The organism is Variovorax rhizosphaerae, from assembly GCF_037889975.1.
GTDB classification, from domain to species: Bacteria; Pseudomonadota; Gammaproteobacteria; order Burkholderiales; family Burkholderiaceae_C; genus Variovorax; species Variovorax rhizosphaerae.
In genome coordinates this window covers 42,582-68,551 of record NZ_JBBKZT010000012.1, presented here as the reverse complement: position 1 = coordinate 68,551, position 25,970 = coordinate 42,582, and the positions used below count along the sequence as shown (strand labels likewise).

The 25,970-nt window shown below is 65.6% G+C and carries 24 protein-coding genes; 13 read left to right on the top strand and 11 right to left on the bottom strand.

Features of this window, described 5'->3' with window-relative positions:
- The first annotated feature begins 4 nt into the window (after positions 1–4).
- The 9 genes from WKW82_RS24375 to dnaJ all read left to right on the top strand — a co-directional run bounded on the left by WKW82_RS24375 (position 5) and on the right by dnaJ (position 9,805).
- The gene (locus WKW82_RS24375) at positions 5–1,300 is read left to right on the top strand and encodes a TRAP transporter large permease (RefSeq protein ID WP_340344928.1); all 1,296 of its coding nucleotides are present in this window, start codon (positions 5–7) and stop codon (positions 1,298–1,300) included.
- A 340-nt stretch (positions 1,301–1,640) separates the two neighbouring features.
- Complete coding sequence (locus WKW82_RS24370) at positions 1,641–2,405, top strand: SDR family NAD(P)-dependent oxidoreductase (RefSeq protein ID WP_340344927.1); 765 nt, start codon at positions 1,641–1,643, stop codon at positions 2,403–2,405.
- Between the two features lie 271 nt (positions 2,406–2,676).
- On the top strand, positions 2,677–3,669 hold the full coding sequence (locus tag WKW82_RS24365; RefSeq protein WP_340344926.1) for a Bug family tripartite tricarboxylate transporter substrate binding protein: 993 nt from the start codon (positions 2,677–2,679) through the stop codon (positions 3,667–3,669).
- A gap of 165 nt (positions 3,670–3,834) precedes the next feature.
- Positions 3,835–4,698: an archaetidylserine decarboxylase gene (gene asd, locus WKW82_RS24360; RefSeq protein WP_340344925.1), complete on the top strand. Its 864-nt coding sequence runs from the start codon at positions 3,835–3,837 to the stop codon at positions 4,696–4,698.
- A 156-nt stretch (positions 4,699–4,854) separates the two neighbouring features.
- On the top strand, positions 4,855–5,199 hold the full coding sequence (locus tag WKW82_RS24355; RefSeq protein WP_340344924.1) for a winged helix-turn-helix transcriptional regulator: 345 nt from the start codon (positions 4,855–4,857) through the stop codon (positions 5,197–5,199).
- A gap of 112 nt (positions 5,200–5,311) precedes the next feature.
- Complete coding sequence (locus WKW82_RS24350; RefSeq protein WP_340344923.1) at positions 5,312–5,662, top strand: FKBP-type peptidyl-prolyl cis-trans isomerase; 351 nt, start codon at positions 5,312–5,314, stop codon at positions 5,660–5,662.
- Between the two features lie 288 nt (positions 5,663–5,950).
- Positions 5,951–6,523 carry a nucleotide exchange factor GrpE gene (gene grpE / locus WKW82_RS24345; RefSeq protein WP_340344922.1) on the top strand — a complete coding sequence of 191 codons (573 nt, stop codon included), beginning with the start codon at positions 5,951–5,953 and terminating at the stop codon, positions 6,521–6,523.
- A 114-nt stretch (positions 6,524–6,637) separates the two neighbouring features.
- Entirely contained in the window at positions 6,638–8,581 is a 1,944-nt protein-coding gene (gene dnaK / locus WKW82_RS24340) for a molecular chaperone DnaK (protein ID WP_340344921.1), read from the top strand.
- A gap of 84 nt (positions 8,582–8,665) precedes the next feature.
- The gene (dnaJ, locus tag WKW82_RS24335; RefSeq protein ID WP_340344920.1) at positions 8,666–9,805 is read left to right on the top strand and encodes a molecular chaperone DnaJ; all 1,140 of its coding nucleotides are present in this window, start codon (positions 8,666–8,668) and stop codon (positions 9,803–9,805) included.
- 16 nt (positions 9,806–9,821) lie between these two features.
- Here dnaJ and WKW82_RS24330 read toward each other — a convergent pair whose 3' ends face one another.
- A complete protein-coding gene (locus WKW82_RS24330; RefSeq protein ID WP_340344919.1) occupies positions 9,822–11,384 on the bottom strand; it encodes a serine hydrolase in 1,563 nt (520 codons plus the stop codon).
- A 390-nt stretch (positions 11,385–11,774) separates the two neighbouring features.
- Here WKW82_RS24330 and WKW82_RS24325 point away from each other — a divergent pair, with 390 nt between their 5' ends.
- Together WKW82_RS24325 and WKW82_RS24320 are read left to right on the top strand one after the other, a co-directional pair.
- Positions 11,775–12,407, top strand: a complete 633-nt coding sequence (locus WKW82_RS24325; protein ID WP_340344918.1) for a hypothetical protein — start codon at positions 11,775–11,777, stop codon at positions 12,405–12,407.
- On the top strand, positions 12,404–12,943 hold the full coding sequence (locus WKW82_RS24320) for a cysteine hydrolase family protein (RefSeq protein WP_340344917.1): 540 nt from the start codon (positions 12,404–12,406) through the stop codon (positions 12,941–12,943). Before WKW82_RS24325 ends, WKW82_RS24320 begins: the two co-directional genes overlap by 4 nt.
- A gap of 41 nt (positions 12,944–12,984) precedes the next feature.
- Here the strand turns inward: WKW82_RS24320 and WKW82_RS24315 are convergent, their stop codons facing one another.
- Positions 12,985–13,647 carry a uracil-DNA glycosylase family protein gene (locus tag WKW82_RS24315; protein ID WP_340344916.1) on the bottom strand — a complete coding sequence of 221 codons (663 nt, stop codon included), beginning with the start codon at positions 13,645–13,647 and terminating at the stop codon, positions 12,985–12,987.
- A 175-nt stretch (positions 13,648–13,822) separates the two neighbouring features.
- On the opposite strand from WKW82_RS24315, the gene WKW82_RS24310 reads away from it, so the two are divergent.
- Positions 13,823–14,344: a hypothetical protein gene (locus WKW82_RS24310; RefSeq protein WP_340344915.1), complete on the top strand. Its 522-nt coding sequence runs from the start codon at positions 13,823–13,825 to the stop codon at positions 14,342–14,344.
- A 47-nt stretch (positions 14,345–14,391) separates the two neighbouring features.
- On the opposite strand, the gene WKW82_RS24305 is transcribed toward WKW82_RS24310, so the two are convergent.
- The 4 genes from WKW82_RS24305 to WKW82_RS24290 all read right to left on the bottom strand — a co-directional run bounded on the left by WKW82_RS24305 (position 14,392) and on the right by WKW82_RS24290 (position 19,313).
- A complete protein-coding gene (locus WKW82_RS24305; RefSeq protein ID WP_340344914.1) occupies positions 14,392–16,125 on the bottom strand; it encodes a cation acetate symporter in 1,734 nt (577 codons plus the stop codon).
- Positions 16,122–16,430 carry a DUF485 domain-containing protein gene (locus WKW82_RS24300; protein ID WP_340344913.1) on the bottom strand — a complete coding sequence of 103 codons (309 nt, stop codon included), beginning with the start codon at positions 16,428–16,430 and terminating at the stop codon, positions 16,122–16,124. Before WKW82_RS24300 ends, WKW82_RS24305 begins: the two co-directional genes overlap by 4 nt.
- A gap of 155 nt (positions 16,431–16,585) precedes the next feature.
- Positions 16,586–17,332: a response regulator gene (locus tag WKW82_RS24295; RefSeq protein WP_340344912.1), complete on the bottom strand. Its 747-nt coding sequence runs from the start codon at positions 17,330–17,332 to the stop codon at positions 16,586–16,588.
- 10 nt (positions 17,333–17,342) lie between these two features.
- Complete coding sequence (locus WKW82_RS24290; protein WP_340344911.1) at positions 17,343–19,313, bottom strand: PAS-domain containing protein; 1,971 nt, start codon at positions 19,311–19,313, stop codon at positions 17,343–17,345.
- 220 nt (positions 19,314–19,533) lie between these two features.
- Here WKW82_RS24290 and acs point away from each other — a divergent pair, with 220 nt between their 5' ends.
- Positions 19,534–21,519, top strand: coding sequence for an acetate--CoA ligase (gene acs / locus WKW82_RS24285; RefSeq protein WP_340344910.1), 1,986 nt, complete (start codon positions 19,534–19,536; stop codon positions 21,517–21,519).
- Positions 21,520–21,555: 36 nt separating this feature from the next.
- Here acs and WKW82_RS24280 read toward each other — a convergent pair whose 3' ends face one another.
- From WKW82_RS24280 to WKW82_RS24260, 5 genes are read right to left on the bottom strand one after another with little or no spacing between them, the layout of a single operon-like run.
- Entirely contained in the window at positions 21,556–22,164 is a 609-nt protein-coding gene (locus WKW82_RS24280; RefSeq protein ID WP_340344909.1) for a glutathione S-transferase, read from the bottom strand.
- The gene (locus tag WKW82_RS24275) at positions 22,161–22,595 is read right to left on the bottom strand and encodes a VOC family protein (protein ID WP_340344908.1); all 435 of its coding nucleotides are present in this window, start codon (positions 22,593–22,595) and stop codon (positions 22,161–22,163) included. The genes WKW82_RS24280 and WKW82_RS24275 overlap by 4 nt, the downstream gene beginning before the upstream one ends.
- A gap of 24 nt (positions 22,596–22,619) precedes the next feature.
- A complete protein-coding gene (locus tag WKW82_RS24270; protein WP_340345190.1) occupies positions 22,620–23,996 on the bottom strand; it encodes an MmgE/PrpD family protein in 1,377 nt (458 codons plus the stop codon).
- Positions 23,993–24,895: a sugar ABC transporter substrate-binding protein gene (locus tag WKW82_RS24265; protein WP_340344907.1), complete on the bottom strand. Its 903-nt coding sequence runs from the start codon at positions 24,893–24,895 to the stop codon at positions 23,993–23,995. The genes WKW82_RS24270 and WKW82_RS24265 overlap by 4 nt, the downstream gene beginning before the upstream one ends.
- A 10-nt stretch (positions 24,896–24,905) precedes the next feature.
- Positions 24,906–25,940 (bottom strand): Bug family tripartite tricarboxylate transporter substrate binding protein, encoded by a 1,035-nt coding sequence (locus tag WKW82_RS24260; RefSeq protein WP_340344906.1) that lies wholly within the window; start codon positions 25,938–25,940, stop codon positions 24,906–24,908.
- Positions 25,941–25,970: the final 30 nt, after the last annotated feature.

Here is a 25,970-nt window from a genome sequence, read left to right as displayed (position 1 = left end):
AGCCATGACCATTCCTCTGTTGATCCTGTGCGTGTCCTTCACGCTGTTCCTGCTGCTCGGCGTGCCGGTGGCCTTTTCGATCGGGCTGTCTGCGCTGGCCACGCTGCTGTATGAAGGCCTGCCGCTCGCGGTGGGCTTCCAGCAGATGACCTCCGGCATGGGCATCTTCTCGTTCCTGGCGATTCCCTTCTTCATCTTTGCCGGCGAGCTGATGCTGTATGGCGGCATCGCGGACCGCATCGTCAACTTCGCGCGTGCGCTGGTCGGCCATGTGCGCGGCGGCCTGGGCATGTCGAACGTGGTGGCCTGCACGTTGTTCGGCGGCGTCTCGGGCTCGCCCGTGGCGGACGTCTCGGCCATGGGCGCCGTGATGATCCCGATGATGAAGAAAGAGGGCTACCACGCCGACTACGCCGTCAACGTGACGACCCATGCGGCCCTCGTCGGCGCGCTGATGCCGACCAGCCACAACCTCATCATCTATTCGCTCGCAGCGGGCGGCAAGGTGTCGATCGCAGCGCTGATCCTGGCCTGCCTGCTGCCGGCAGCGGTGCTGACCATCAGCAACCTGGCAGCCGCCTACCTGGTCGCGGTGAAGCGCGGCTATCCGGCCGGGAGCTTCCCGGGCTGGAGCATCGTGGCGCGTTCGTTCGCGGCAGCATTGCCGGGCCTGTTCATCGTCGTACTGATCCTCGGCGGCATCCTGTCGGGCGTGTTCACTGCGACGGAATCGGCTGCGGTGGCAGTGCTGTATGCGCTCGCGCTCACGATCCTGGTCTATCGCACGCTGAAGTGGGAACACTTCATCAAGGCCGCCGCCAAGGCGGTGCGCACCACGGGCGTGATCCTGCTGCTGATCGGCATCTCGAGCACCTTCGGCTACCTCATCAGCCTGTACGGCGTGGCCGAACTCACGGGCCAGATGCTGTCGCAGATCACGACGACGCCGTGGAAGATCTTCCTGCTGATCAACATCATCCTGTTCGTCCTGGGCACCTTCCTGGACATGGCAGCGACCATCCTGCTGTGCACGCCGATCTTCCTGCCGATCGCGCAGCAGTACGGCATGACCTCGGTGCAGTTCGGCGTGGTGATGCTGATCAACTGCGCGCTGGGCCTGAACACGCCCCCCGTGGGCACCACGCAGTTCGTGGGTTGCGCGATCGGCGGCGTGTCGGTGGGCACGGTGATGAAGACGATCTGGCCGTTCTACGGCGCGCTGATCTTCGCGCTGGGCGTGGTGACTTTCGTGCCGGCGTTCTCGACCTGGCTGCCGAGCCTGTACATGGTGGTGAAGTAAGCGACAGGCAACTGCTGATGGACACGCAGTGCGTCACCATGCACGATGCCGAAAGCGTGCGCCGCTGGAAGCTGCGCAACGCATTGGTGATGTCTCCATCCGCACCGCCCACCTGCTGACCCCCTATGCGCACTGAACCAACGCCCCAATCACTTCCAGAACCTCGGCAGAACCGGCTTCGCAGGGTCACTGGTGTTGCACCTGGCAGGGGGTGGACTGAACGAAATGCCATGTGGGGGCGCGCAACAATCCCTTTGAGCACGCTGGTTCTGCCTCCCGGCGGGGGCAGGAGACGTGCCCGAAGCCTGGGACCGAGTGAAAGTTTTTCAAAGGAATCGACATGGAAGACCTGAAAGGCAAGACCGCCCTCATCACCGGCGCCAGCACCGGCATCGGCGCGGCGGTGGCCATCGCCTACGCGGCACGCGGCATGCGCGTGGCGGTGCACTACAACAGCTCGGCCGATGCGGCCGAGAAGGTGGTCGCCACCATCAAGGCCGCCGGCGGCGAAGCCTTCACTCTGCGCGCCGACGTCCGCGACACCGCCGCCATCAAGGCCGCCACGCAGGAAGCCGACGACAAGCTCGGCGGCATCGACGTGCTGATCAACAACGCGGGCAGCCTGGTCAAGCGCGTGCCGATCGCCGAACTCGACGACGCACTGTTCGACGAGGTCATGCACATCAATGCCCGCTCGGTGCTAGCCTTCTGCCGCGAGGTGGTGCCGCTCATGCGCGCACGCAAGAAGGGCGGCAGCATCATCAACGTGTCGTCGGTGGCCGCACGCACCGGCGGCGGACCGGGCGCCTACCTCTATGCCGGCGCCAAGGGTTTCGTCAGCACCGCCACGCACGGCCTGGCGAGGGAACTCGCGCCCGACAACATCCGCGTCAACGCCGTCGCGCCGGGCGTGATCCAGACGCCGTTCCACGACCGCTTCTCGACCGCGGCGATGCTCGAATCCTTCAAGGCCGCCATCCCGCTGGGCCGCATCGGCGAGCCGGAGGAATGCGTCGGCGCTTTCTTGTACCTGGCCTCGGAAAGCTTGTCCGGGTACGTCACCGGGCAGATCTTGGAAGTCAACGGCGGCCAGTACATGCCCTAGACATGGCCCACCCCCGCAGCGCCTGCGGCGCCTCGGGCGGCCGCCAGAGGCGGCTGCTCTTGCGGGCCGTCCAAGCCTGCGCTGGCAGGCTTGGAGCCGCGGCCCTCAGCCCCTCAAGGGGGCGCACCCAGCGGCCCGGCGAAGCCGGTTCCGCGGGTGCCCCCGAAAGACTTCGCAATGCTCGCCAGGTTCGTCGAGCGCGGATAGCGCGCACCAAACGGACATACCATCGTCCGCCAACAGAGGCCACCCTTTCCCGGAGACAAATCCCATGCAACGCCGCACCCTGGTCCAGTCCGCCATCGCCACGCTCGCCGCGGGCGCCCTCCCCGCCTTCGCGCAAGGCGCATGGCCCACCGGCAAGACCATCACCTACATCGTGCCCTTCCCGGCCGGCGGCACCACCGACGTGCTGGCCCGCCTGATCGCGCAACAGCTCGGCACCGCGCTGGGCACCTCGGTCATCATCGACAACAAGGGCGGCGCGGGTGGCAGCGTCGGCTCCGAGATCGCGGCGCGCGCGGCGCCCGATGGCTACACGATGCTGGGCGGCACCATCAGCTCGCATGCGATCAACGTGAGCCTGTATCCCAAGCTCGGCTACGACCCGCAAAAATCCTTCGCGCCGGTCACGCTCATCGGCACCAACCCGGTGGTGCTGGTGGTGAACCAGGCCAGTCCCTACAAGACGCTGAAGGACGTGATCGACGCTAGCAAGGCCAAGGCGTCTTCCGGCGGGCTCTCGTCGGCCTCCGCCGGCACCGGCACCTCGCAACACCTGGCCATGGAACTGCTGGCCTACAAGTCGGGCGTCAAGTTCACGCACATCCCGTACAAGGGCAGCGGCCCGGCCATCCAGGACGTGATCGGCGGCCAGGTCGACATGATGTTCGACACCACCGTCGTGGCCGGCCCGCACATCCAGAGCGGCAAGCTGCGCGCCATCGCCGTCACCTCGGCCAAGCGACTCGCCTCCATGCCCGACGTGCCGACCGTGGCCGAGTCCGGCATCAACGGCCTCAAGGATTTCGAGGTGGTGTCGTGGCAGGCCATCTTCGTGCCGACCGGAACGCCCGCGCCGATCGTCGACCGCCTGCACACCGAGATTCGCAAGATCCTGGCCAAGACCGACATGCAGGAGAAGCTCACCAGCTTCGGCATGGCCCCGGCCGACATGACGACCGCGCAGATCTCCACCTTCCAGAAGGCCGAGGTCGACAAGTGGGCCGCGGTCATCAAGGCCGCGAACATCAAGCCTGAGTAGCCGAGTCCCCGCCGCCGGCACGACCCGGAGGCCAGGGCCGCAGAAGCCCTCGGCACGCGGTGCGGCTCCCTCCGAAGAACGAGAAAACGCGCGTTACGAAGGAAGGGTTCATCGCGCGCCTTTACTTAGAATGCGCCCCTCCCTTCGCATTCAAGGCAACCCACCGTGTCCGACCGCACCGCCGTCCTGCCCCAGTACCTGATCCCCAAGCAGGCGCTGACGAATTTCGCGGGCTGGGTCGCGAGCAAGGAGCGCGGCAAGGTCACGACCTGGATCATCAAACGCTTCGTCGCCAAGTACGGCGTGAACATGAGCGAGGCGCTCGACAGCGACATCCGCGCCTACAAGACCTTCAACGCCTTTTTCACGCGCGCGCTCAAGCCAGGCGCGCGACCGCTCGCCAAGGCCGACCTGGTCTGCCCGGTGGACGGCGCCATCAGCCAGTTCGGGCGCATCGAGGGCGACCAGATCTTCCAGGCCAAGAGCCATCACTACAGTTGCGCCGCGCTGCTCGCCAGCGACGCCGCATTGGCCGGGCAGTTCACCAACGGCAGCTTCGCGACCATCTACCTGAGTCCCAAGGACTACCACCGCATCCACATGCCCTGCACCGGCCGCCTGCTGCGCATGACCTATGTGCCGGGCGACCTGTTCTCGGTCAACCCGACCACGGCGCGCGGCGTACCCGGCTTGTTCGCGCGCAACGAGCGCGTGGTCTGCCTGTTCGAGTCCGAGCTTGGTCCTTTCGCGCTGGTGCTGGTCGGCGCCACCATCGTCGGCAGCATGCAGACGGCCTGGCACGGCGTAGTCAACCCGCCGCGTCACGGCACGGTGCGCGAATGGCGGTATGAAGACAAGCAGATCGTGCTCCAGCAAGGCGAGGAAATGGGTCGCTTCCTGCTGGGCTCGACGGTCGTCATGCTGTTCCCCGCCCCGCAGCTGGCGTTCAACCCGGTGTGGGTTCCGACACGCCCGGTCCGGCTTGGCGAAGTCATGGCCAATCGCCCGGCACTGTCCGACGCACGCTGATGCATCGGCGCCACAGCCCGCATGCAGCGGGCTTTGCCAGCTATAAAACTTGTAGCAGCCAATTTCCTTCCGGGATATAGTCCCCGACCGGCCCGGGCAGCGGAAACGCGTGGTCCAGCGCCAGCAGACCGCCTTCCCCCAAGGAGACAAATGCCGATGAGCATGAAGGAAAACGCAGCCGTCAGCCAGTTGCTGGCACTGCTCGAGGCCCGATACGCGCTGCGCGTGCTCTGGGCCTTGCGCGACGGCCATGCGCAAACCTTCCGCCTGCTGCAGGACAGCGTCGGCGGCATCACCCCCAACACGCTCAATACCCGGATCAAGGAACTGCGCGAGGCCGGCATCGTGCACCACGGCAGCGACGGGTACAGCCTCACCCTCAGCGGGCAGGATCTCCTCAAGCGCCTGTCGGACCTGCAGGCCTTTGCCGGCAAATGGCAGGGCGGGCCGGCCAGGAAGGCCGCCGCCGCTGCGGCCACCAGCACACCCCTCCTCAAATAGCCACAAGCGCGGCCAGACCCGCGCATGGGGTCCAGGTTGCAAGCAACGTGACGCGCCTGCGGGGCCGTTAAACTGCGCGGCTCGCATTTTCCCGACCGACCAGGAGACCTCCATGCCCACCACCCCTTCCGGCCTTCAATTCGAAGACACCAAGACCGGCGACGGCGCCGAAGCCAAGGCTGGCCACCACGTGCACGTGCACTACACCGGCTGGCTCTACAACGACGGCGTGCAAGGCGCCAAGTTCGACTCCAGCCGTGACCGCAACGACCCCTTCGCCTTCTCGCTGGGCGCCGGCCAGGTCATCAAGGGCTGGGACGAAGGCGTGGCCGGCATGAAGATCGGCGGCCAGCGCACGCTGATCATCCCGGCATCGCTGGGCTACGGTGCCCGCGGCGCCGGTGGCGTGATCCCGCCGAACGCCACGCTGAAGTTCGACGTCGAACTGCTCGACGCTCACTGAGCCCAGGTCGCCCCGGGCTGCGCGGCTCCCCGAGCCGCGCCTCCTCCCGCCCGAGGCAGCACCGGCGGCATCGCTCGCCCCAGGCTCCGCGCCACTTCGTATCGCTCACCAACGGCAACGTGCTCGCGCGAGAGCCGCTTTGCAGCGGCAACACGAGCCTGCCAAGCCGGTTGCGCGGTGTTTCTGGAGCGCCAGCCCGCCAACCAAATAGCGGCCTCAGGACGCATTTTTTCGCTTGAAACCGCCCAAAGCGGCCCCACTTCGGGCGGAATCCACTGTTTTTAGACCATGTCCGCAGAAACAACCCCCATCGACCCCTATCAGCTCACGGGCGAACCCAGTCCCGAAGAGATTGAAGCCGCCCAGGCCGCGACCGCTGCCGAGGCGCAAGACGCCCTGACCGTCGCGCAAGCCGAACTGGCCACGCTGCAAGCCGAAAACGCGACGCTGAAGGACCAGGTGCTGCGGGCCCAGGCCGACGTGCAGAACGCGCGCCGCCGTGCCGACGAAGAGATCACCAAGGCGCGCAAGTTCGCGGTCGAGGCTTTCGCCGAAAGCCTGCTGCCCGTGACCGACAGCCTCGAAGCCGGCCTGTCCCATGCGGACGCCACCCCGGAGCAGATGCGCGAAGGCGCCGAAGCCACGCTGCGCCAGCTCAAGAGCGCGCTGGAGCGCAACAAGGTCATCGAGATCGCACCGGCTGCCGGCAGCAAGTTCGATCCGCACCAGCACCAGGCCATCTCGGTCGTGCCGGCGCCGGAGCAGGAAGCCAACACCGTGGTCACGGTGCTGCAGAAGGGCTACACGATCGCCGAGCGCGTGCTGCGCCCCGCGCTCGTCACCGTCAGCCAGGCGGGCTGACCCGTATCCATACACACGAATCCACAGGAAACCCCCGCTTTCTCCCTTGAATCCCGCGCGGTTATCCACACGTTCTACACAACCTCACTTTTTAAGATTTCAGGAGCTATCACCATGGGCAGAATCATCGGCATCGACCTCGGCACCACCAATTCGTGCGTGTCGATCATGGAAGGCAACACCACGCGTGTGATCGAGAACTCGGAAGGTGCGCGCACCACGCCGTCGATCGTCGCCTACCAGGAAGACGGCGAAGTGCTGGTCGGCGCCTCGGCCAAGCGCCAGGCCGTGACGAACCCGAAGAACACGCTGTATGCCGTCAAGCGCCTGATCGGCCGCAAGTTCGACGAGAAGGAAGTGCAGAAGGACATCGACCTGATGCCCTACGCCATCATCAAGGCCGACAACGGCGACGCCTGGGTCGAAGCCCGCAACAAGAAGCTGGCGCCCCAGCAGGTCAGCGCCGAGATCCTGCGCAAGATGAAGAAGACCGCCGAAGACTACCTCGGCGAAACCGTGACCGAAGCCGTGATCACGGTGCCGGCCTACTTCAACGACAGCCAGCGCCAGGCCACCAAGGACGCCGGCCGCATCGCCGGCCTGGACGTCAAGCGCATCATCAACGAGCCCACCGCCGCGGCGCTGGCCTTCGGCCTGGACAAGCAGGACAAGCGCGACCGCAAGATCGCCGTGTATGACTTGGGCGGCGGCACCTTCGACGTGTCGATCATCGAGATCGCCGACGTCGACGGCGAGAAGCAGTTCGAAGTGCTGTCGACCAACGGCGACACCTTCCTCGGGGGCGAGGACTTCGACCAGCGCGTCATCGACTACATCATCGGCGAGTTCAAGAAGGAACAAGGCGTCGACCTGAGCAAGGACGTGCTCGCGCTGCAACGCCTGAAGGAAGCCGCGGAAAAGGCCAAGATCGAGCTGTCGAACAGCCCGGCCACGGACGTCAACCTGCCCTACATCACGGCCGACGCCTCCGGTCCGAAGCACCTGAACATCAAGCTGACGCGCGCCAAGTTCGAATCGCTGGTCGAAGAACTCATCGAGCGCACCATCGCCCCCTGCCGCACCGCCATCAAGGATGCCGGCGTGAGCGTGAACGACATCAGCGACGTGATCCTGGTCGGCGGCATGACCCGCATGCCCAAGGTGCAGGAAAAGGTGAAGGAATTCTTCGGCAAGGAACCGCGCAAGGACGTGAACCCTGACGAAGCCGTGGCCGTCGGCGCCGCCATTCAAGGCCAGGTGCTGTCGGGCGACCGCAAGGACGTGCTGCTGCTGGACGTGACCCCGCTGTCGCTCGGCATCGAGACGATGGGCGGCGTGATGACCAAGATGATCACGAAGAACACCACGATCCCGACCAAGTTCGCGCAGACCTTCTCGACCGCGGAAGACAACCAGCCGGCCGTGACGATCAAGGTGTTCCAGGGCGAACGCGAGATCGCCACCGGCAACAAGCTGCTCGGCGAGTTCAACCTCGAAGGCATCCCGCCAGCATCGCGCGGCACGCCGCAGATCGAGGTGAGCTTCGACATCGACGCCAACGGCATCCTGCACGTCGGCGCCAAGGACAAGGGCACCGGCAAGGAAAACAAGATCACCATCAAGGCGAACACGGGCCTGTCGGAAGACGAGATCCAGAAGATGGTGAAGGACGCCGAACTGAACGCCGCGGAAGACAAGAAGAAGGTCGAAGTGGTGCAGGCCCGCAACCAGGGCGAAGCCATGGTGCACAGCGTGAAGAAGTCGCTGGGCGAGCACGGCGACAAGCTGGAAGCCGGCGAGAAGGAAAAGATCGAAGCCGCGATCAAGGACGTGGAAGAAGCCCTCAAGGGTGACGACAAGGCCGCGATCGAGGAAAAGACCGCCACGCTGATGACCGCGAGCCAGAAGCTCGGCGAAAAGATGTACGCGGACGCGCAAGCCGCTGCTGGCGGTGCCGCCGGCGGCCCGGGCGCTGGTACAGAACAGCACGCCGCGAACAGCGCGCCCGCCGACGACAACGTCGTGGACGCTGAAGTCAAGGAAGTCAAGAAGGGCTGATTCCGCAGCCCCGAATCAAGGCTGGAACACCCTCCAAGGTGGTCCAGCCTTTTCCGCTTGTAGAGCAGCCCGCACGGACAGAACATGGCCACCAAACGCGACTATTACGAAACCCTCGGCGTCCCGAAGAACGCGAGCGAGGAAGAAATCAAGAAGGCTTATCGCAAGCTCGCGATGAAGCACCACCCTGACCGCAATCACGGCGACAGCAAGGACGCCGAGATCAAGTTCAAGGAGGTGAAGGAAGCCTATGAAATGCTGTCGGACAGCCAGAAGCGCGCGGCCTACGACCAGTACGGCCATGCCGGCGTCGACCCCAACATGCGCGGCGGCCCGGGCGCGGAAGGCTTCGGCGGCTTTGCCGAGGCCTTTGGCGACATCTTCGGCGACGTGTTCGGCGGCGGTGCGGGTCGCGGACGTGCCGGCGGCGGGCGCCAGGTGTTCCGCGGCAGCGACCTGAGCTACGCGATGGAGATCACGCTCGAGGAAGCGGCCGAGGGCAAGGACTCGCAGATCCGCATCCCGAGCTGGGACGAATGCGGCACCTGCCACGGCAGCGGCGCCAAGCCCGGCACCAAGCCCATCACCTGCACCACCTGCCACGGGCAAGGCGCGGTGCAGATGCGCCAGGGCTTCTTCAGCGTGCAGCAGACCTGCCCGCAATGCCACGGCAGCGGCAAGATCATCCCCGAGCCCTGCGTGACCTGCCACGGCGCCGGCAAGCTGAAGAACAACAAGACGCTGGAAGTGAAGATCCCCGCCGGCATCGACGACGGCATGCGCATCCGCAGCACCGGCAACGGCGAGCCGGGCACCAACGGCGGGCCGCCGGGCGACCTCTACATCGAGATCCGCCTGAAGAAGCACGACATGTTCGAGCGCGAAGGCGACGACCTGCACTGCGTGGTGCCGGTGAGCATGACGACGGCGGCGCTGGGTGGCGAGATCAACGTGCCGACGCTGAAGGGCGCGGCGGCGATCGACATTCCGGAAGGCACGCAGAGCGGCAAACAATTCCGCCTGCGCGGCAAGGGCATCAAGGGCGTGCGCGCATCCTATCCGGGCGACCTGTATTGCCATGTGCGCGTCGAGACGCCGGTGAAGCTGACCGAACACCAACGCAAGCTCGTGAAGGAACTGGACGAGTCACTCAAGAAGGGCGGGAACAAGCACAGCCCGACGGACAAGGGCTGGTTCGATCGTGCGAAGGAATTCTTCAGTTGAGCGATTGCGCGGCGTGCTATGCGCTGCCGCGCACGAAGGTCCCGAGCCCTTGGCGGTCGTAGTACTCCAAGGTCACCCGGTCGCCCGCAAAGGTGGCTTTCGAAATCGTGCCGGGCACGGCGTTCTCGTTGAACAGCGTGAAGGTGAAGACGTCGCCGTCCCAATGCGTCAGCGGCAGCCGCAGCGGCGTCGGGCCGAGCACCAGCACCAGGCCGCCTCCCTCCTGGACCACCTGCGCCGGCCCGTGGTAAGCGTTGCCATAGGTGCCGGCATAGGCTGACAGGCCTTTCGCCGGCGCAGGCTGGATCGGTCGGGCGACGCCCACCAACGAGCCTTCCGGGTCGGCAAATGGCGCGAACGCGTTGGTGAAGATGTCTGCCCAGGGCCGCTGGATCGAGCCGAACTGCACCAGGTCGAAGAACTGCGCCACCAGCGTCTCGGGGATGCCGATGGGCGTGGCATTGGTCAACGCGACCATTCCGACGCCGATGGCCGGGACCACCGTGAAGGCCGTCCCCGTCCCGAGCGCAAATGCGCCCGAGTGGCTGAACGAGGCATGGCCCGCCGCCGTCGTGCCGACGTTGAAGCCGAAACCGTAGTGCCCCGCCGGACGCTCGGCGCTGGCAGCCGAACTCTCTATCTGTGGAGAAAGCGCGGCCGCCAGTGCCGCGCTGTCGACGATCGTCTTGCCGGCATAGACCCCCAGCCCCACCATCATCGACAGCCATCGTGCGACGTCGTTCACTGACGAGGTCACGCTCGCGGCGGGCGCCTGCGCGTCCGGCATGCGCACCGGGCCGGGCACATAGACGCCATTGGCCTTGACGTGGCCCACGACGCGGTTCGTTCGCGTCTGGAAGTCGGCGAAGCGCGAACTGGTCCGGGTCATGCCCAGCGGCGCGTAGATCGTTCGCTCGCACAAGGTCGCCCAGTCCGTACCGGCGGCGGCCGCCACTGCAACGGCTCCGGCGGTGAGCCCGAAGTTGGTGTAGTGGTAAGTCTTGCGGAACGGGTCGAGCGGCAGGTAGCGCAGGCGCTCGAGCACCTGCCGCTGTTCATAGCCCATGTCCTCCAACCGATCGCCGGCAAATTCGGGCAGGCCGGAGCGGTGCGAGTAGAGGTCGCCGATGGTGAGCTGCGTGCTCACGGCCGGGTCCTTCAGCTCGAACCACGGCAGGTGGCGCCGAACAGGCGTGTCCCACCCGATGCCGCCCAACCCGACCTGGTGCGCCACGGTGGAGGCGCCCAGCGACTTGGACATCGACGCGAGCTGGAACACCGTGTCGGCGTCCACCGGTGCCTGCGTGCCAGCTTGCCGGGTTCCGAAGCCCTTGGCATAGATCGTCCGTTCCCCGCGCACCACCGCAACGGCCATGCCGGGCAGGCCCGACTTCTGCATCAAGGCGGTGGCCATGCCGTCGACCTGGTCGACGGCAGCCTGGAGCCTGGCTTCATCGGCGTAGGCGGCCGCAATGAATTCCTGACGGCGCCCACCGCTTCCGCCGCCGCCACATCCCACGAGCCCGAAGGCCGCACAGGCGCCAAGGAACTCGCGGCGTTGCCGCAGTCGGGTTTTCATGTCGGCCTTTCGGGCCACGTGTCACGGGCGGGTTCGCCGGGATCACGGGTCGTGAAGGTTTTTTACCCGAGGGAACGGCCCGGCGCAATTCGGCCAACATGCATACTTCGCAGCGGGTGGGCGTTGTGCTGCGGGCTTCCTGGTTATCCATGCGTCCAGCAAAAAACGGGGTCCTGAACCTTCTGCAAGGCGAGGACGTGCGGACGTTCTTCCAGAACGACAAGGACGGGCTCTGTCGCAGCGACGTGTGCGGTCGCGCACGATGAACGACAACGGCAGTCGCAGACGTATCGCCCGCGTGCGCGGCAGGCCGCGGCGGAGCATCATGCACATCTCCTGAGCGCGCTCGCCGGCAGAGCGCGTTTCCCGCCCTTCCGCCAACGAAATCCCATGAACCTTCGCACTCTGCACAAGACCTCGGCGATCATCGTCGGTGCCTTCGCATGCCTGCATCTCGCAAATCACCTCGTCTCGCTGGCGGGCGTGCAAGAGCACATCGCATTCATGGAGCGCGCGCGAGGCATCTACCGGCAGCCCGCGGTGGAAGCGATCCTGCTCTTTTGCGTCGCGTTCCAGATCGGCAGCGGGTTCTGGCTCTTGCTTCGCGGCTGGATGAACCGGCGGGGCGCGGTCGCGTGGTTGCAGGCGCTGTCGGGCGCCGTCCTGGCGGGCTTCCTGCTTATCCATGTGGGTGCGGTGCTGTATGCGCGCGGCGTGCTGGACCTGGACACGACTTTCTATTTTTCCGCGGCGGGTTTCCACATTCCGCTGTATCCGTTCTTCTTCGTGCCCTACTACTTCTTCGCCGTGCTGGCGCTGTTCACGCACATCGCTTGCGCGGTCTTCTGGCACATGCAAAGCGCGTCCTTGCGTGCCCGGCAGCTGGCCCTCGTCTTGCCGATGCTGGTTGGCACGGTCGTCTCGTCGTTGCTCGTGCTCTCCCTCGCCGGCAAGATCCAACCCGTCGAGGTTCCCGCAAAGTACAAGGCAAGCTACCCCGCCCTCTTCACGTCCTCACCATGAACGACAAGGCACTCCTCATCATCGACGTGCAACAGGGCCTGTGCGAAGGCGCGCATGACGCTTACGAATCGAAGCTCGTCATCGGCCGAATCAACACGGTGTCCGCGAAGGCCCGTGCGGCGGGCATTCCGGTGGTCTTGATCCAGCATGAAGACGACGGCCTGCTGAAACACGAAACCCGTGAATGGCAACTCGCGCACGGGCTCCGAGCGGAACCCACCGACCTGCGCATTCGGAAAACGACGCCCGACGCTTTCCTGCGCACCGGGCTGGAGGCCGCGATGAAGGAGCGCAACATCAGGGAACTGGTCATCTGCGGCATGCACACCGAGTTCTGTGTCGACACGACCACGCGCCGCGCGCTGGCGCTGGGCTATCAGGTCATCCTGATCGAGGACGCGCACACGACCGAGGGCAATGCCTTCGTGACAGCCCGGCAAGTCATCCAGCACCACAACGCGACGCTCACCAACATCTCGAGCTTCGGCCCCAGGGTGCGAACGTTCACCAGCGAAGCGATTCGCTTCGATGCCTGATTCTGCTTCGCGATCAGAGCGCAGGAATCACACACTGTGTGCTAGCCCATGAGCTTCAGATGCTGATGGACTGCAACCGCGTGACGTCGTCCGTTGACGTGCCAATAAGAGGTGTGTGGCATCACAAGGACTGTCGGACCATCGGGCTCGTGGTAGACCTCCTTGCCAGCCGCATAGACCTGGGTCATCGTCTTGAGGTTCGCCCAATGCTCGGCGAGCGCAGGAAACAGGAGTTTGCCAGTCGTCTCCAAGGCTGGGGTTCCCATCAGGATCACTCCGCGGGGTTTGACACTCGCGATGAAGCGTTGATGCCAGGTAGCGCACTGTTCGATGTATCTCGAATAACTGCGCCAGATCCCGTGGTTGCCGACCGTACTGTCCGTGCGCCACATGCATAACACCGCGTTTGTGAGAAAACAGTCCTTCAGCGAGACATTCGCTTCGCCCAGAACTTTGGCCAGATTGGCGATGGTCGGGTTGTTGGCAGGCTCACCACCCGTGCGGCCCAGCTGTTGCTGATACCCAAGCGGTCCGAAGTCAGTTCCGAAGATCAGAACCTTCCTGGTTGGCTTGGAATGGCCGTGAAAAAAGCCGCCCGCGCCTGGGAAGAATCCAGGCAAGGACAGGAACGGCGCGAATTCCGTTGTGAAGTGTTCGTTCGGTTCGCACTGCGGCAAGGGGTCAGTTGCCAAATAGTCCTGCATGGCATGTTCCTTCCGAGACATCAGAGAGCAGATCGAACCCTTCGGGAGACCAGATTCGATCAACTGCAAGCCAAGGTCAAGACAGGATCACTATCCGCCTACCCGGCCTCCCTCGTCCGGGTGATCCCAGGGAGGCGTTTCCCGCGCATGCTCGGCCACGCCCCATGGAGGTTTCATGTCCCTGCTTCCCCCCACGCGCGAGCTCCTGAGCTACCTGGAGAGGAATCCATCCGTCCGTGCGCGGATCGCCGCGCCGCCGGACGCGACAGTGCTCTATGCCGGCGAGTTCATACGACCGATGTGGAAAGACCTCGAGGCACTCAATAGGACGAATCCGGCTTTTGCCTCGAAGCAGATGCTGCCGGATGTGCTGGCACGCATCGTGTGCACCGGCCAGCCGCATCCGAACCTGCTGGCATGGGCCAAGGCGCTCGACGCACTGACGCCGTGCAAGGAAAACGGATTCATCGCGTGGCGCGCGTTGTCCGGCATCTTCGCGGCCAACGCGGTGGGAAGCGTGTCCTTCGCCATCGGCTCGAAAGTGACAAAGGACGAAAAGGTCTTCGCGGCGACGGAATTGCCGGTACTGCTGCGGAACACGAAAGTGAACCCGCTGACCCGCGACATCCTGGCCTACTACCAGCGCTGCGTGCAGACGGGTGGGCGCGCGATCAACTTCGGGTTCACCTCCGGCTGATCGCCGAGGCAGGCCCGCCGGCCCCCGCCCACCCGCACTCGCTGCCCTCAGTGCCCCGACGCAGACGAAGCCCCCAGCCCCGTCTCCGACCTGACCTGTTGCGCCGGAAACGCCTCGCGCTCCTGCTGGGCCTGCTTGCTGCGATCCAGCACCGAGAACAGCCAGATGCCCACGAACCCGATGGTCATCGAGAACAGTGCCGGCGACGCATACGGGAACAGCGCCGAGCCCTTCGGATACCCCAGCGTCGCTTCCCACACCGAAGGCGAGACCACCGTCAGCGCCACCGACGAGATCAGCCCCAGGAACCCGCCGATCACCGCACCCCGCGTCGTGCAGTCCTTCCACAGCACTGACATGAACAGCACCGGGAAGTTGGCCGACGCGGCCACCGCAAAGGCCAGCGACACCATGAAGGCGATGTTCTGCTTCTCGAACGCAATGCCCAGCAGCACGGCCACGACACCCAGGCAGATCGTGGTGATGCGCGACACCCGCAGTTCGGACGCGCTGTCAGCCTTGCCCTTCTTCACCAGCGTGGCGTAGATGTCGTGTGACACCGCCGAGGCGCCCGACAGCGTCAGGCCCGCCACCACCGCGAGGATGGTCGCAAAGGCCACGGCAGAGATGAAGCCGTAGAACACGTTGCCGCCCACGGACTTGGCCACCAGCACCGCCGCCATGTTGGCCGCGCCGCCGCCGCCCTTGATGGTGCCTGTGGCTGTGTCCGCGAACTCGGGGTTGGTCAGCACCAGCGTGATCGCGCCGAAGCCGATGATGAAGATAAGCAGGTAGAAGTAGCCGATCCAGGTGGTCGCCCAGAACACCGACTTGCGGGCCTGCTTGGCATCGGGCACGGTGAAGAAGCGCATCAGGATGTGCGGCAGCCCGGCCGTGCCGAACATCAGCGCCATGCCGAAGGAGATGGCCGAGATCGGGTCTTTCACGAAGCCGCCCGGCCCCATGATGCTGAGCCCGATCGCCGCCGCCTCCTCCGGGCTCTTGCCGCCATTGGCCGCGATCTGCGTGCGCACTTCCACCGACCTGGCGAACAACGCCTCGGGGCTGAAGCCGAATTGCGCCAGCACCATGATGGCCATGAAGGTCACGCCGGCCAGCAGCATGACCGCCTTGATGATCTGCACCCAGGTGGTCGCGGTCATGCCGCCGAAGAGCACATACACCATCATCAGCACGCCGACAATCACGACGGCCACGATGTAGTCGAGCCCGAACAGCAGCTTGATGAGTTGCCCCGCGCCGACCATCTGCGCGATCAGGTAGAAGGCCACCACCACCAGCGTGCCGGAGGCCGCAAAAGCGCGAATCGGCCCGGGCTGGAAGCGGTAGCCCGCCACGTCGGCGAAGGTGAACTTGCCGAGGTTGCGCAGGCGCTCCGCCATCAGGAAGGTGATGACCGGCCAGCCGACCAGGAAGCCGATCGAGTAGATCAGCCCGTCATAACCGGTCGCCATCACCGCCGCCGAGATGCCGAGGAAGGACGCCGCCGACATGTAGTCGCCCGCGATCGCCAACCCGTTCTGGAAGCCCGTGATACCGCCGCCGGCCGTGTAGAAGTCGGAGGCCGACTTGGTCCTGCCTGCCGCCCACTTGGTGATGTAGAGCGTGAGCAGCACGAAGGCCGAGAACATGCCGATGGCGATCCAGTTGGTCGGTTGCTTGTCCGCTTGGCCGACATCGCCGCCCGCGGCCATGGCCGCGCCGACGCCGAGCAGCAGCACCGCCGCGGTCGCGAATGACTTGACGAAATGGCGGCTCATGGCTTGGATTCCTCGATGATTTCCGAGGTCAGGCGGTCGAACTCGCCGTTGGCGCGACGGATGTAGATCGCCGTGATGACGATGGTGAAGACGATCACGCCGAGGCCGATCGGGATGCCGATGCTGGTAACCCCCGCACCCAGCGGCTGTGCCAGGAAGGGCTTGTTGAAGGCGATGAGCGCGATGTAGCCGTAGTAGACGATCATCATCAGCGCTGCCAGCAGCCAGCCGAAGGCGTTTCGTTTTCGTCGCAGCTCGAGGTACTTGGGATTCGACTGGATCTTCTGGACAGCGGGATCGAGCATGCGTTGTTCCTCAGGTGGATGTGGACGACGGCGCGATTCTGGGTCGACGCTTCCACTCCAAGGAGTAGACGCAAAGATTCGTCACATTGCTGCTACTTCTCGCGCGAAATCACGCGCTGCGCGGCGGCCTGTTCGCCTGAACTGCATGCGGGCTATCAAGCCCAAGTCACGGCTGCGGCGAACATGTACCCCGCGCCGTACACAGTCTTGATGATCACCGGGTCATGCGGATCGACCTCGATCTTGCGGCGCAGGCGCGAGATGCGCACATCGATGCTGCGGTCGGTGGGCAGCAGGTCGCGCGCTCCCATCAGCTGCTCGCGCGTGAGGATCTGATGCGGGCGTTCGACGAAACAGCGCAGCACCTGCGTCTCCGCCGTGCCCAGCAGGTGCTCGCTCCCATCGGGCGCACGCAGGATGTTGGCCGCGCAATCGATGCGCCAGCCCAGGAAGCTGGCATAGCGGCGCTGCTGCGCGCCGGGCGCCCCGTTTGCTGCCATGCGTCGCCGCAGGATGCTGCGCACGCGCGCCACCAGCTCGCGCGACTCGAAGGGCTTGGTCATGTAGTCGTCGCCGCCCAGCTCCAGGCCCATCACGCGGTCGGCCGTGTGGCCACGCCCGGTGAGGATCAGCACGCCCGCGCTGGTCTGCGCGGTGATTCGGCGCACCAGGTCGATGCCGTCCATGTCGGGCAGGCCGAGGTCGACGATGCAGAGGTCGGGCTTTTCCGCCTGCAGGCGGCGCAGCATGCTGGTGCCGGTATGGAAGCCTTCGGCGTTGAAGCCGAATTCGACCAAGGCATTGAGCACGAGCTTTGTCACGGCCGGATCGTCCTCGACCACGAAGATCAGGGATCGCGGTGCGCTCTCGTCGCGCCGTGGATGGGCTGCGTTGGTGCTCATAAGGAATCGCTCATGCGCGGCATGCCTCGATGGCGTCGGCCAGTTGCGCGGGGGTGAAAGGTTTGACGAGCCATGGCACGCCGGCCACGGCGCGATCGCCGGCGGCGTTGCCGCTCATCAGCACCACGGCGTGCGCCAGGTGCAGCTGGCGCGCGGTGGCAGCGACTTCGCGTCCGTCGACGCCGCCCGGCATGGCCACGTCGGACAACAGCAGCGCGATGTCGGAGGTCTGTTGCAACAGGGCCAGTGCCTCGACACCGCTGTCGGCCTCCAGCACGGCATAGCCCATGTCGAGCAGCGTGCGCCGCACCACGCGGCGGACCTGCGCGTCGTCGTCTACCAGCAACGCCAAACCGCGGCGGCCTGGTGCCTCGGGCGCGGCAGCCGGCACTTGGCGATCGGCGCCGGTGCGCTCGCTCGCCGGCAGCCAGAGCGAGATGGTGGTGCCGCCGCCAGGCTGGCTGCGCACATCGATCGCGCCGCCCGACTGCTTGATGAAGCCGTAGACCATGGCCATGCCAAGGCCAGTGCCGCTGCCCGGCTGCTTGGTGGTGAAGAAGGGCTCGAACATGTGGGCCATGGTGCGGGCGTCCATGCCGCAGCCGTTGTCCTGCACGTCGATGCGGACGCAGTCGCCTGACGTGGTCTGCAGTGCGGCGGCCGCATCGGCATCCAGGTGCGCCGGCCGCGCGCGCAGCGTGACCTTGCCGCCGGAAGGCATGGCATCGCGTGCGTTCAGCACCATGTTGAGGATGGCCTGTTCGAGCTGGGCCGCGTCGATCCAGATGCCCAGTGGTTGTGCCTCCACGTCCACGCCCAGGTGGATGCGCTCGGGCAGCGAGTGCCGGACCAGCCCCTCGACCGAACGCAGCAGCGCCGCCGCGTCCACCGCCCCCGCCTGCAGCGGCTGTCGGCGCGCAAAGCGCATCAGCCCCTTCACCAGGTCGGCACCGCGCCGCGAGGCATCCAGCGCGGGCTGGATGTATTCGGGCACGTTGGGATCGTCCGGGTGCGCGTCCTTCAGCGCCGCGAGGTTGCCGATCACGACGGTGAGGATGTTGTTGAAATCGTGCGCGAGCCCGCCGGTCAGGTGGCCGAGCGACTCCAACTTCTGGGTGCGCGCCAGCAACTCCTGCGCGCGCTTCTGCTCGGTGATGTCGAAGGTCAGCTCGAAGCAGCCGGCCACGGTGCCGTCGCTCGCGAACTCAGGGACCAGCGAGGTGCGCACGGCCCGGCGCTCGCCGGTGTGGATGACCAACTCGTACTCGAAGGTGACGGATTCGCCCGCCACCGCGCGCAGGACATTCGGCTTGACCAGCGCGTAGACCTCGTCGCCGAGGAAGGCCCGGGCGCTGACGGTTTCCGGTCGCGTGGTGTCGATGCGGAACCACTCGTGGTAACCGCGGTTGAGATAGCCATACCCCCGGCGCTTGTCGAAGTACGCGACCAAGGCCGGGATGGAGTCCATCACCAGCCGCATGCGCTGCTCGCTGCTGACCAGCTCGGCGGTGCGGGCGACCACGCGGCTTTCCAGTTCGGCGTTCTGCTGGCGGATCGTGCGCTCCGCGTTGCGCTGCGCCGTGACGTCGGAGTACAGCGTGACGAAGCCGTGGCCGGGCAGCGGCTCGCCGTGGATGTGGAGCACGCAGCCGTCGGGCCGGGTGCGCTCCAGGTCATGCGCCTTGAAGGTGCGGGCGGCGGCCACGCGCTCGGCCACCAGCGCGTCGGGGTCGCCGGGGCCGTATTCGCCGCGCCGGGCGTTGTAGAGGATGAAGGTCTCGAAGGGCGTGCCGATGCTCGCCATGCCCGGGGGGAAGTCCAGCAGCCGCTCGTAGGCGCGGTTCCACGCGACCAGCCGCAGGTTGGCGTCGAAGATCGACAGCCCCTGGTCGAGCCGGTCCAGCCCGGCCTGCAGGGTCTGGTAGCGGGCCAGCGGGGCCGCGTCCTCAACAGCGGCGGCGGCGAATTCGTTGTCTCTCAAGTTGTCTCCCAGCCGTGCGTCGGTGACGCGGTCGCCAAGCTTCGATTTATAGCGGAGGTTGGGCAACGCTGAACAAGTCCTCGTGCGTCGCGCATTTGCGCGCCATCACGGGGACTTGTTCAGCGTTGCCCTGCAAACATTCGTCATATTTCGACCCGACTGCTGCAATGTTGATGGCGGATGCTCCAGTTCCATTGTTGAACGCTTCAAGGAACACATCATGGACCTCGCAACGCCCCCCGTCACATCGCCCTCGGCTTACTCGCCCTCGAAGGAAACCGTGCGCAACGCGCACATCTCCGGCCGCGCCGCCTACGACCGCCTGGTCGCCGAGGCCGAAGCTGACCACGAGGCCTACTGGGCGCGGCTGGCGCGCGAGTTCATCACCTGGAAGACACCGTTCACGAAGGTGCTGGACGAGCGCAACGCGCCCTTCTTCAAGTGGTTCGAGGACGGCACGCTCAACGCCTCCTACAACTGCCTGGACCGCAACATCGAACGCGGCCTCGGGCAGAAGACGGCGCTGATCTTCGAGGCCGACGACGGCGCGGTGACACACGTGACCTACGAGGAACTGCTGGAACGCGTGTGCCGCACCGCCAACGCGCTGCGCTCGCTCGGCGTGCAGAAGGGCGACCGCGTGGTCATCTACATGTCGATGTCGGTCGACGGCGTGGTGGCGATGCAGGCCTGCGCGCGCATCGGCGCAATCCATTCGGTGGTGTTTGGCGGCTTCTCCTCGCAGGCGCTGCGCGACCGCATCGCCGACACCGGCGCGGTGGTGGTGCTCACGGCCGACCAGCAAGTGCGCGGCGGCAAGCACCTGCCGCTCAAGGCCGTGGTCGACGATGCGCTGGCGCTCGGCGGCTGCGAGAGCGTGCGAAACGTGCTGGTCACGCGGCGCACCGGTGGCGCGGTGCCCTTCACGGCGCCACGTGACCTGTGGATGGCGGACCTGCTGGCCGTGCAGCCGACGACCTGCGAGCCCGAATGGGTCAGCGCGGAGCATCCGCTGTTCCTGCTCTACACCTCGGGATCGACCGGCAAGCCCAAGGGCGTGCAGCATTCGACCGGCGGGTACCTGTTGCATGCGGCGCTCACCTGCAAATGGACCTTCGACCTCAAGCCCGAGGACGTGTTCTGGTGCACCGCCGACATCGGCTGGGTCACGGGCCACACCTACATCGCCTACGGCCCGCTGGCGCTCGGCGCGACCGAGGTGGTGTTTGAAGGCGTGCCGACGTACCCCGACGCCGGCCGCTTCTGGAAGATGATCCAGGACCACCTGGTCACCGTGTTCTACACCGCGCCCACGGCCATCCGCTCGCTCATCAAGGCCGCGGAAAGTACGCCGACCGCGCATCCGCGCAACTACGACCTGTCCAGCCTGCGCATCCTTGGCTCGGTCGGCGAGCCCATCAACCCGGCCGCCTGGGAGTGGTACCACCAGCACATCGGCGGCGGCCGTTGCCCCATCGTCGACACCTTCTGGCAGACCGAGACCGGCGGCCACATGATCACGCCGCTGCCCGGTGCGCACGACCTGGTGCCCGGCTCCTGCAGCCTGCCCTTCCCCGGCATCGCCGCCGACGTGGTCGACGAAGCCGGCAACCCGGTCCCCTGGGGCCAGGGCGGCATCCTGGTCGTGAAGAAACCCTGGCCCGCGATGATCCGCAACGTCTGGGGCGACCCGGAGCGCTACAAGTCCAGCTACTACCCGCAGGACTTTCAGGGCCGCTACTACCTGGCGGGCGACGGCGCGATCCGCGATGCGGTGACGGGCAACTTCACCATCACCGGCCGCATCGACGACGTGCTGAACGTCAGCGGCCACCGCATGGGCACGATGGAGATCGAATCGGCGCTGGTGTCGTGCACCCGGCTCGTGGCCGAAGCGGCCGTGGTGGGCCGGCCTGATGACACCACCGGCGAGGCGATCTGCGCCTTCGTCGTGCTCAAGGGCACGCTGCCAGCCGGACCCGACGCCGCCGCCATCGCGGGCGAACTGCGCAGCTGGATCGCCAGGGAGATCGGCCCCATCGCCAAGCCGAAGGACATCCGCTTCGCGGAGAACCTGCCGAAGACGCGCAGCGGCAAGATCATGCGACGGCTGCTGCGCTCTGTGGCCAAGGGGGAGACATCGACGCAGGACACGTCGACGTTGGAGAATCCGGCGATCCTGGAACAGTTGGGGCAGGCGTACTGAGCATCAGGGCCGGGCTGCGCCCGGCCCGCTGCGATCTCATGCAGGTGCAGTCGCAACCACCGACGGCCGGATCGACGCGGCACGGTACCAACCGGCAAGCTGCGGATGCGTGCGGCGCCATTCCCATTCTGGAAACCTGAAGTCCAGATACCCGAGAACACAAACCGCGCCAATCTGCGCCATCTCGAATTCGTCCGGCCACGACTGCGCTTCCGTTTCGAGGACCGACAGCGCACCGCCGATCTTCAGCCTCTGCCCCTCGATCCATTCGTTCCATCGCAGGCCGACGGGCCTGAGCGCCAGTTCGTACCGGCACAGGATCGCGGCATCGAGAGCGCCATCGCACAGTGCCTGTTGCCCCAGCGTCTCGAAGCGGGCCGGCCCGGAGGATGGGAAGGCTCTCGCGCGTTCATGCAGGGTATCGAGGTATTCGCAGATCACACCCGAGTCGTAGAGGCGCGCACCGTCGTCCGTGACCAGGACAGGTATCTTGATCAAGGGGTTCTCGCGCGCCAATGCACTGTTGGCATCGACGGGCGAAACCGCCGTCACGACCTCCTGGATGCGGTCGGACAGCCCCTTCTCACGCGCGAAGATGCGCGCCTTGCGAGCGAAGGGCGACCCTTCGTTCATGAAGAGCTTCATCGGGTGGCCATCCCTGCAGTCGTGCCCACCGGAACAGCATCTGCAACATGCTCGTTGAGGAAGTTGAACTCGAGCTTTGTTCCCACGGGGTCGTAAAGAAAGACCTGGTAGCCCGCCGCCTCGATGTTCTGCTCCTGGAAGTCGATCGCCAGCTTCTTCAGGTGCTTGCGAAATTCGACGGCACCCGAGGCACGCCAGGCGATGTGGTCAAAGCTGGCGCTGTGCCCGTCCCTCACGAACGAGCCTTGTGGATACCGGGCCTGCACGTGGACGATCGGGTCCGCACCGTCGTAAAGCCAGATGCCCGGGAAACTGAAGTTGGGACGGAAGCCCGACTTCAAGCCGAGCACGTCGGCGTAGAACCGCTCGATCGCTGGCAGGTCCTCCGGAGAGCACCGGACGTTGATGTGGAGAAAGCCTTCGAATTTCATGGTGTGCTCCTCGTGCGCTGATGCCTAGGCTGTCCAGAGCGCCCTGAGTTGGCGGATGTCGGCCACCTTCTCGAGGTTGTTGATCTGGAGGATCAGCTCTTCGGCCTTGCCCTCGCCCAGGACCGGCGCCATCAGGTTGCGCGCCTTCGCGTTCACCTGCTCGGTACTCAGCGGCCGCTCCTTGGTTCCCGGCGCGAATCGCGTGTGATGCGCGACCCGGCGCCCATCTGTCAGGTCCACCTCGACGATGGCGCCGCGCGGTGCGGCCGGATCCATCAGATCGGGATCGCCTGTCAGGGTCAGCTTCTGGCGGATCGCAAGAACGGCCGGATCTTTCATGAGCGACATGTCGTGGCTGTCCTCGAAGGACATCTGACCCCTGAGCAGCGCAAGTGAGACGAGATGCTGGCAGCTGACATCTGCCATGGCGCTGTTGCCGACGATGCCGATCGCGTCTGTCGGAAGCTTGACGCGGATGGCCTGGACGTTGTCGGCCTGCAGTCCATGTTCCCGGCGCAGAAACAGCAAAGCGTCGAGCGCCGACTGATTCGGATAGCCGACAGAGAAGGTCTTGATGGACGATTCAGCGACGAAGAACCTGCTCCCAAGCGCCTCGACCATCGCCTCCGGGTTGGGCTGCGTCGACAAGGCGATGAACAGGTTGTGCGTGCCGTCAAGAACGTCGTGAACACCGGTCATCCCCGACTCGACCATGGTCACCGCCATCACGCCGTTGCGCGCACCCATGCCGGCAAAGTCGAACGCCTTCTCGACGTGGTCCTCGTCCTTGACCCAGCTCCAGAGGCCGGACACCTGCTGCGCTGCGTAGGAAATCGCGTAGCGCATGCGCTGGGCGTCCAGGCGCGCCAGAGGCGCCGCCGCGCCAAGTGCGCAGAAGGTGGAACTCGTGCCCTCGGCACTCCTGTGCGTGGCTCGTACGTGGTTGGGGCCAAGGGCCATGAGAAGCCGGCATCCAAGGTCATAGCCGAGCGCAACGGAGCGGATGACCGCTTCTCCCGAAGCGCCGTTCTTTTCGGCCATGGCGAGTGCGGCCGGCACGCTGGAGGATCCGGGATGGGCCTTGGTGACAGGCTCGAAATCGTCCGTCTCATCCGCATGAGCGCACATCGCATTGGCCAACGCGGCGTCGGCGGCCGTGGTCATGATCGACGACGCCAGCACGCTGGCCTGCGGCGCACCGCCCAACCCGCGCACATAGTCGATCGCCATCGTTCCCGGGTTCATTCTGGCGCCGGAGACGATCGCAGCGATGGTGTCCAGGATCCGATGCTTGGACGCCAGTGCGACTTCCTCCGGCAGCGCAGTGGTTGCCGCAGCCGCCATGTAGTTCGCCAGACGGCCCGTGACATCCAAAGTGACTTCCGCGTGTTGGTTCTTCATTGAGTGACCTCGTTGAGGGTTGGGAGCCGTTGCTCCAGGTAAGGCCTGTCCCAGGCGCTGTAGTTTTGGGCGTCGACGATCGGCGCCGGGAGTTCGACCTCCGCCGGCACCGCCTCGCCACGAAGATGGCGAATCGCGCACTCAGTGGCCAGATGGCAAAGCAGCATCGCGTTGAAATCGGCGGTGGCGAGCATGCGCCCATCGCGTATCGCAGCGATGGCTTCCGGAATCGCATTGACACCAACGATTGCCGAGCGGCGGCCGACCTCGTCCAGTGCGGCAAGCGCGCCGATCGCCATGTCGTCGTTGGCGGCCAGGACCCCGTCGACGCACGGTTGCTGTTGAAGCACCTTGGCAAACGCTTCCCGGCCAGGCCCGCGCAAGTTGGCACCGCTGCACCGCGCGACGATCTCGATCTCCGGACGCAGCGCAGCGGCGTCCAGATACCCTTGCAATCGCCGTACGTTCGTCGCCGTCGACGCGGGGCCTTCGATGATGGCGATCTTGCCCCGGCCCCCGAGGTGGTCGAACAGGCGGTTGGCAACGTCGGTGGCCAGCTGGTAGTCCATCGCACCGACGTGGCTCACGGCGCGACCGGGATTCAGGCGCCCGATGAAACTGAAAACAGGGATGCCGGCCTCCTTGATCGAATCGAGCGCCTGCTCTAGCCTCGTCAGGTGTACCGCGGTGAAGACAAAGGCATCGGGCCGGGTCTCAAGGGCTTGCGCCACCAGCGCAATCTGCTGGTCCGGATCGTCGGCGATCTCCGGGACGTAGTGTTCGATCCGGGCGCCCAAGCGGGCCGCGGCTCGCTCGGCACCGATACGGGCGGCCTCGTAGGCCGGATTGCTGCGGTTCTTGGTGAAAACCGCAATCCTTGGCGTGTCTGGATTGACCATTCTTGTTGCCTCAGTCGACCACGATGTTTGCGGCCTTGATGACCTTGGTCCATCTTTCGGTCTCAATGGCGTTGCGTTTCAGCGCGTCTTCCACGCTGCCACCCAGCGGCGTCACTCCGATGGAATCCCATCGCGCCTTGAGTTCAGGCGCACGGATGGCCGTGTTGAGGTCGGCATTGAGCTTGCGAACGATCTCCGGCGGAACGTTGCGCGAGACCGAGATCGTGTACCAGGGCACCGACGCATAGCCAGGAACGCCCGATTCGGCGATCGTCGGAACGTCCGGCAGGCTCGGCTGGCGCTGCGGGCTGGTCACGCCCAAGGCGCGCAGCTTCCCGGACTTGATGTACGGCAAGACACTCGACAGGTTGTCGAACATGACGGGTATCTGGCCGCCTATCAAATCGGTGAGCGCCGGCCCGCTTCCTTTGTAGGGAACGTGGCTCAACTTGACGTTCGCCATGTACTCGAAGAGAGCGGCTGCCATGTGGACCGCCGAGCCGCTGCCAGCAGAGCCGTACGCAATGGTCCCCGGTTGCGCTTTTGCGAGCGCAATGAGTTCGGCGGTAGTCCGCGCCTGGAATGCCGGGTTGACCGCCAGCACGCCCGCGCTCTCAGCGATCAGGATGACAGGCTGAAGGTCCTTGGATGGGCTGTAAGTGAGATGCGGATAGAGCGACGTCACGCCGTTATGCGCGATCGTGCCGACCAGCAAGGTGTAGCCGTCGGCAGGCGCCTTGGCCACCTCTGCGCCAGCGACATGACCGCCAGCCCCCGTCTTGTTTTCCACGATGACCGGTTGGCTGTAGATCTGGCCCAAGCGTTGCGCGACCAGCCGGCCCAACACGTCCGAGATTCCTCCGGGCGCCGCGGATACGAGCACACGAATCGGCTTGCTGGGAAACGCGGGCGCCTGCGCAAAGGCGTGAGGGACAGCACCGCAGCAAGCTGCTGCCAGCGCCATCAAAGCATGTCGACGAATGGTCATGATTATCCTTTTTGGAATCGGGTTCGGCGGTCGTTGCGCCGGATCGCGTGGATGCATGCAATGACGCATCCGCACGGCACTGCATGC

Bases quoted from the DNA above. Each gene is read 5' to 3' on its own strand.
- WKW82_RS24355 (WP_340344924.1), top strand. From the start codon at position 4,855: ATGAGCATGAAGGAAAACGCAGCCGTCAGCCAGTTGCTGGCACTGCTC.
- WKW82_RS24320 (WP_340344917.1), top strand. From the start codon at position 12,404: ATGAACGACAAGGCACTCCTCATCATCGACGTGCAACAGGGCCTGTGC.
- WKW82_RS24315 (WP_340344916.1), bottom strand. From the start codon at position 13,647: ATGCAGGACTATTTGGCAACTGACCCCTTGCCGCAGTGCGAACCGAAC.
- WKW82_RS24370 (WP_340344927.1), top strand. From the start codon at position 1,641: ATGGAAGACCTGAAAGGCAAGACCGCCCTCATCACCGGCGCCAGCACC.
- WKW82_RS24375 (WP_340344928.1), top strand. From the start codon at position 5: ATGACCATTCCTCTGTTGATCCTGTGCGTGTCCTTCACGCTGTTCCTG.
- WKW82_RS24280 (WP_340344909.1), bottom strand. From the start codon at position 22,164: ATGAAGCTCTTCATGAACGAAGGGTCGCCCTTCGCTCGCAAGGCGCGC.
- WKW82_RS24350 (WP_340344923.1), top strand. From the start codon at position 5,312: ATGCCCACCACCCCTTCCGGCCTTCAATTCGAAGACACCAAGACCGGC.
- WKW82_RS24295 (WP_340344912.1), bottom strand. From the start codon at position 17,332: ATGAGCACCAACGCAGCCCATCCACGGCGCGACGAGAGCGCACCGCGA.
- WKW82_RS24310 (WP_340344915.1), top strand. From the start codon at position 13,823: ATGTCCCTGCTTCCCCCCACGCGCGAGCTCCTGAGCTACCTGGAGAGG.
- dnaK (WP_340344921.1), top strand. From the start codon at position 6,638: ATGGGCAGAATCATCGGCATCGACCTCGGCACCACCAATTCGTGCGTG.
- WKW82_RS24260 (WP_340344906.1), bottom strand. From the start codon at position 25,940: ATGCATCCACGCGATCCGGCGCAACGACCGCCGAACCCGATTCCAAAA.
- WKW82_RS24270 (WP_340345190.1), bottom strand. From the start codon at position 23,996: ATGAAGAACCAACACGCGGAAGTCACTTTGGATGTCACGGGCCGTCTG.
- grpE (WP_340344922.1), top strand. From the start codon at position 5,951: ATGTCCGCAGAAACAACCCCCATCGACCCCTATCAGCTCACGGGCGAA.
- WKW82_RS24305 (WP_340344914.1), bottom strand. From the start codon at position 16,125: ATGAGCCGCCATTTCGTCAAGTCATTCGCGACCGCGGCGGTGCTGCTG.
- WKW82_RS24265 (WP_340344907.1), bottom strand. From the start codon at position 24,895: ATGGTCAATCCAGACACGCCAAGGATTGCGGTTTTCACCAAGAACCGC.
- acs (WP_340344910.1), top strand. From the start codon at position 19,534: ATGGACCTCGCAACGCCCCCCGTCACATCGCCCTCGGCTTACTCGCCC.
- dnaJ (WP_340344920.1), top strand. From the start codon at position 8,666: ATGGCCACCAAACGCGACTATTACGAAACCCTCGGCGTCCCGAAGAAC.
- WKW82_RS24330 (WP_340344919.1), bottom strand. From the start codon at position 11,384: ATGAAAACCCGACTGCGGCAACGCCGCGAGTTCCTTGGCGCCTGTGCG.
- WKW82_RS24365 (WP_340344926.1), top strand. From the start codon at position 2,677: ATGCAACGCCGCACCCTGGTCCAGTCCGCCATCGCCACGCTCGCCGCG.
- WKW82_RS24325 (WP_340344918.1), top strand. From the start codon at position 11,775: ATGAACCTTCGCACTCTGCACAAGACCTCGGCGATCATCGTCGGTGCC.
- WKW82_RS24300 (WP_340344913.1), bottom strand. From the start codon at position 16,430: ATGCTCGATCCCGCTGTCCAGAAGATCCAGTCGAATCCCAAGTACCTC.
- WKW82_RS24275 (WP_340344908.1), bottom strand. From the start codon at position 22,595: ATGAAATTCGAAGGCTTTCTCCACATCAACGTCCGGTGCTCTCCGGAG.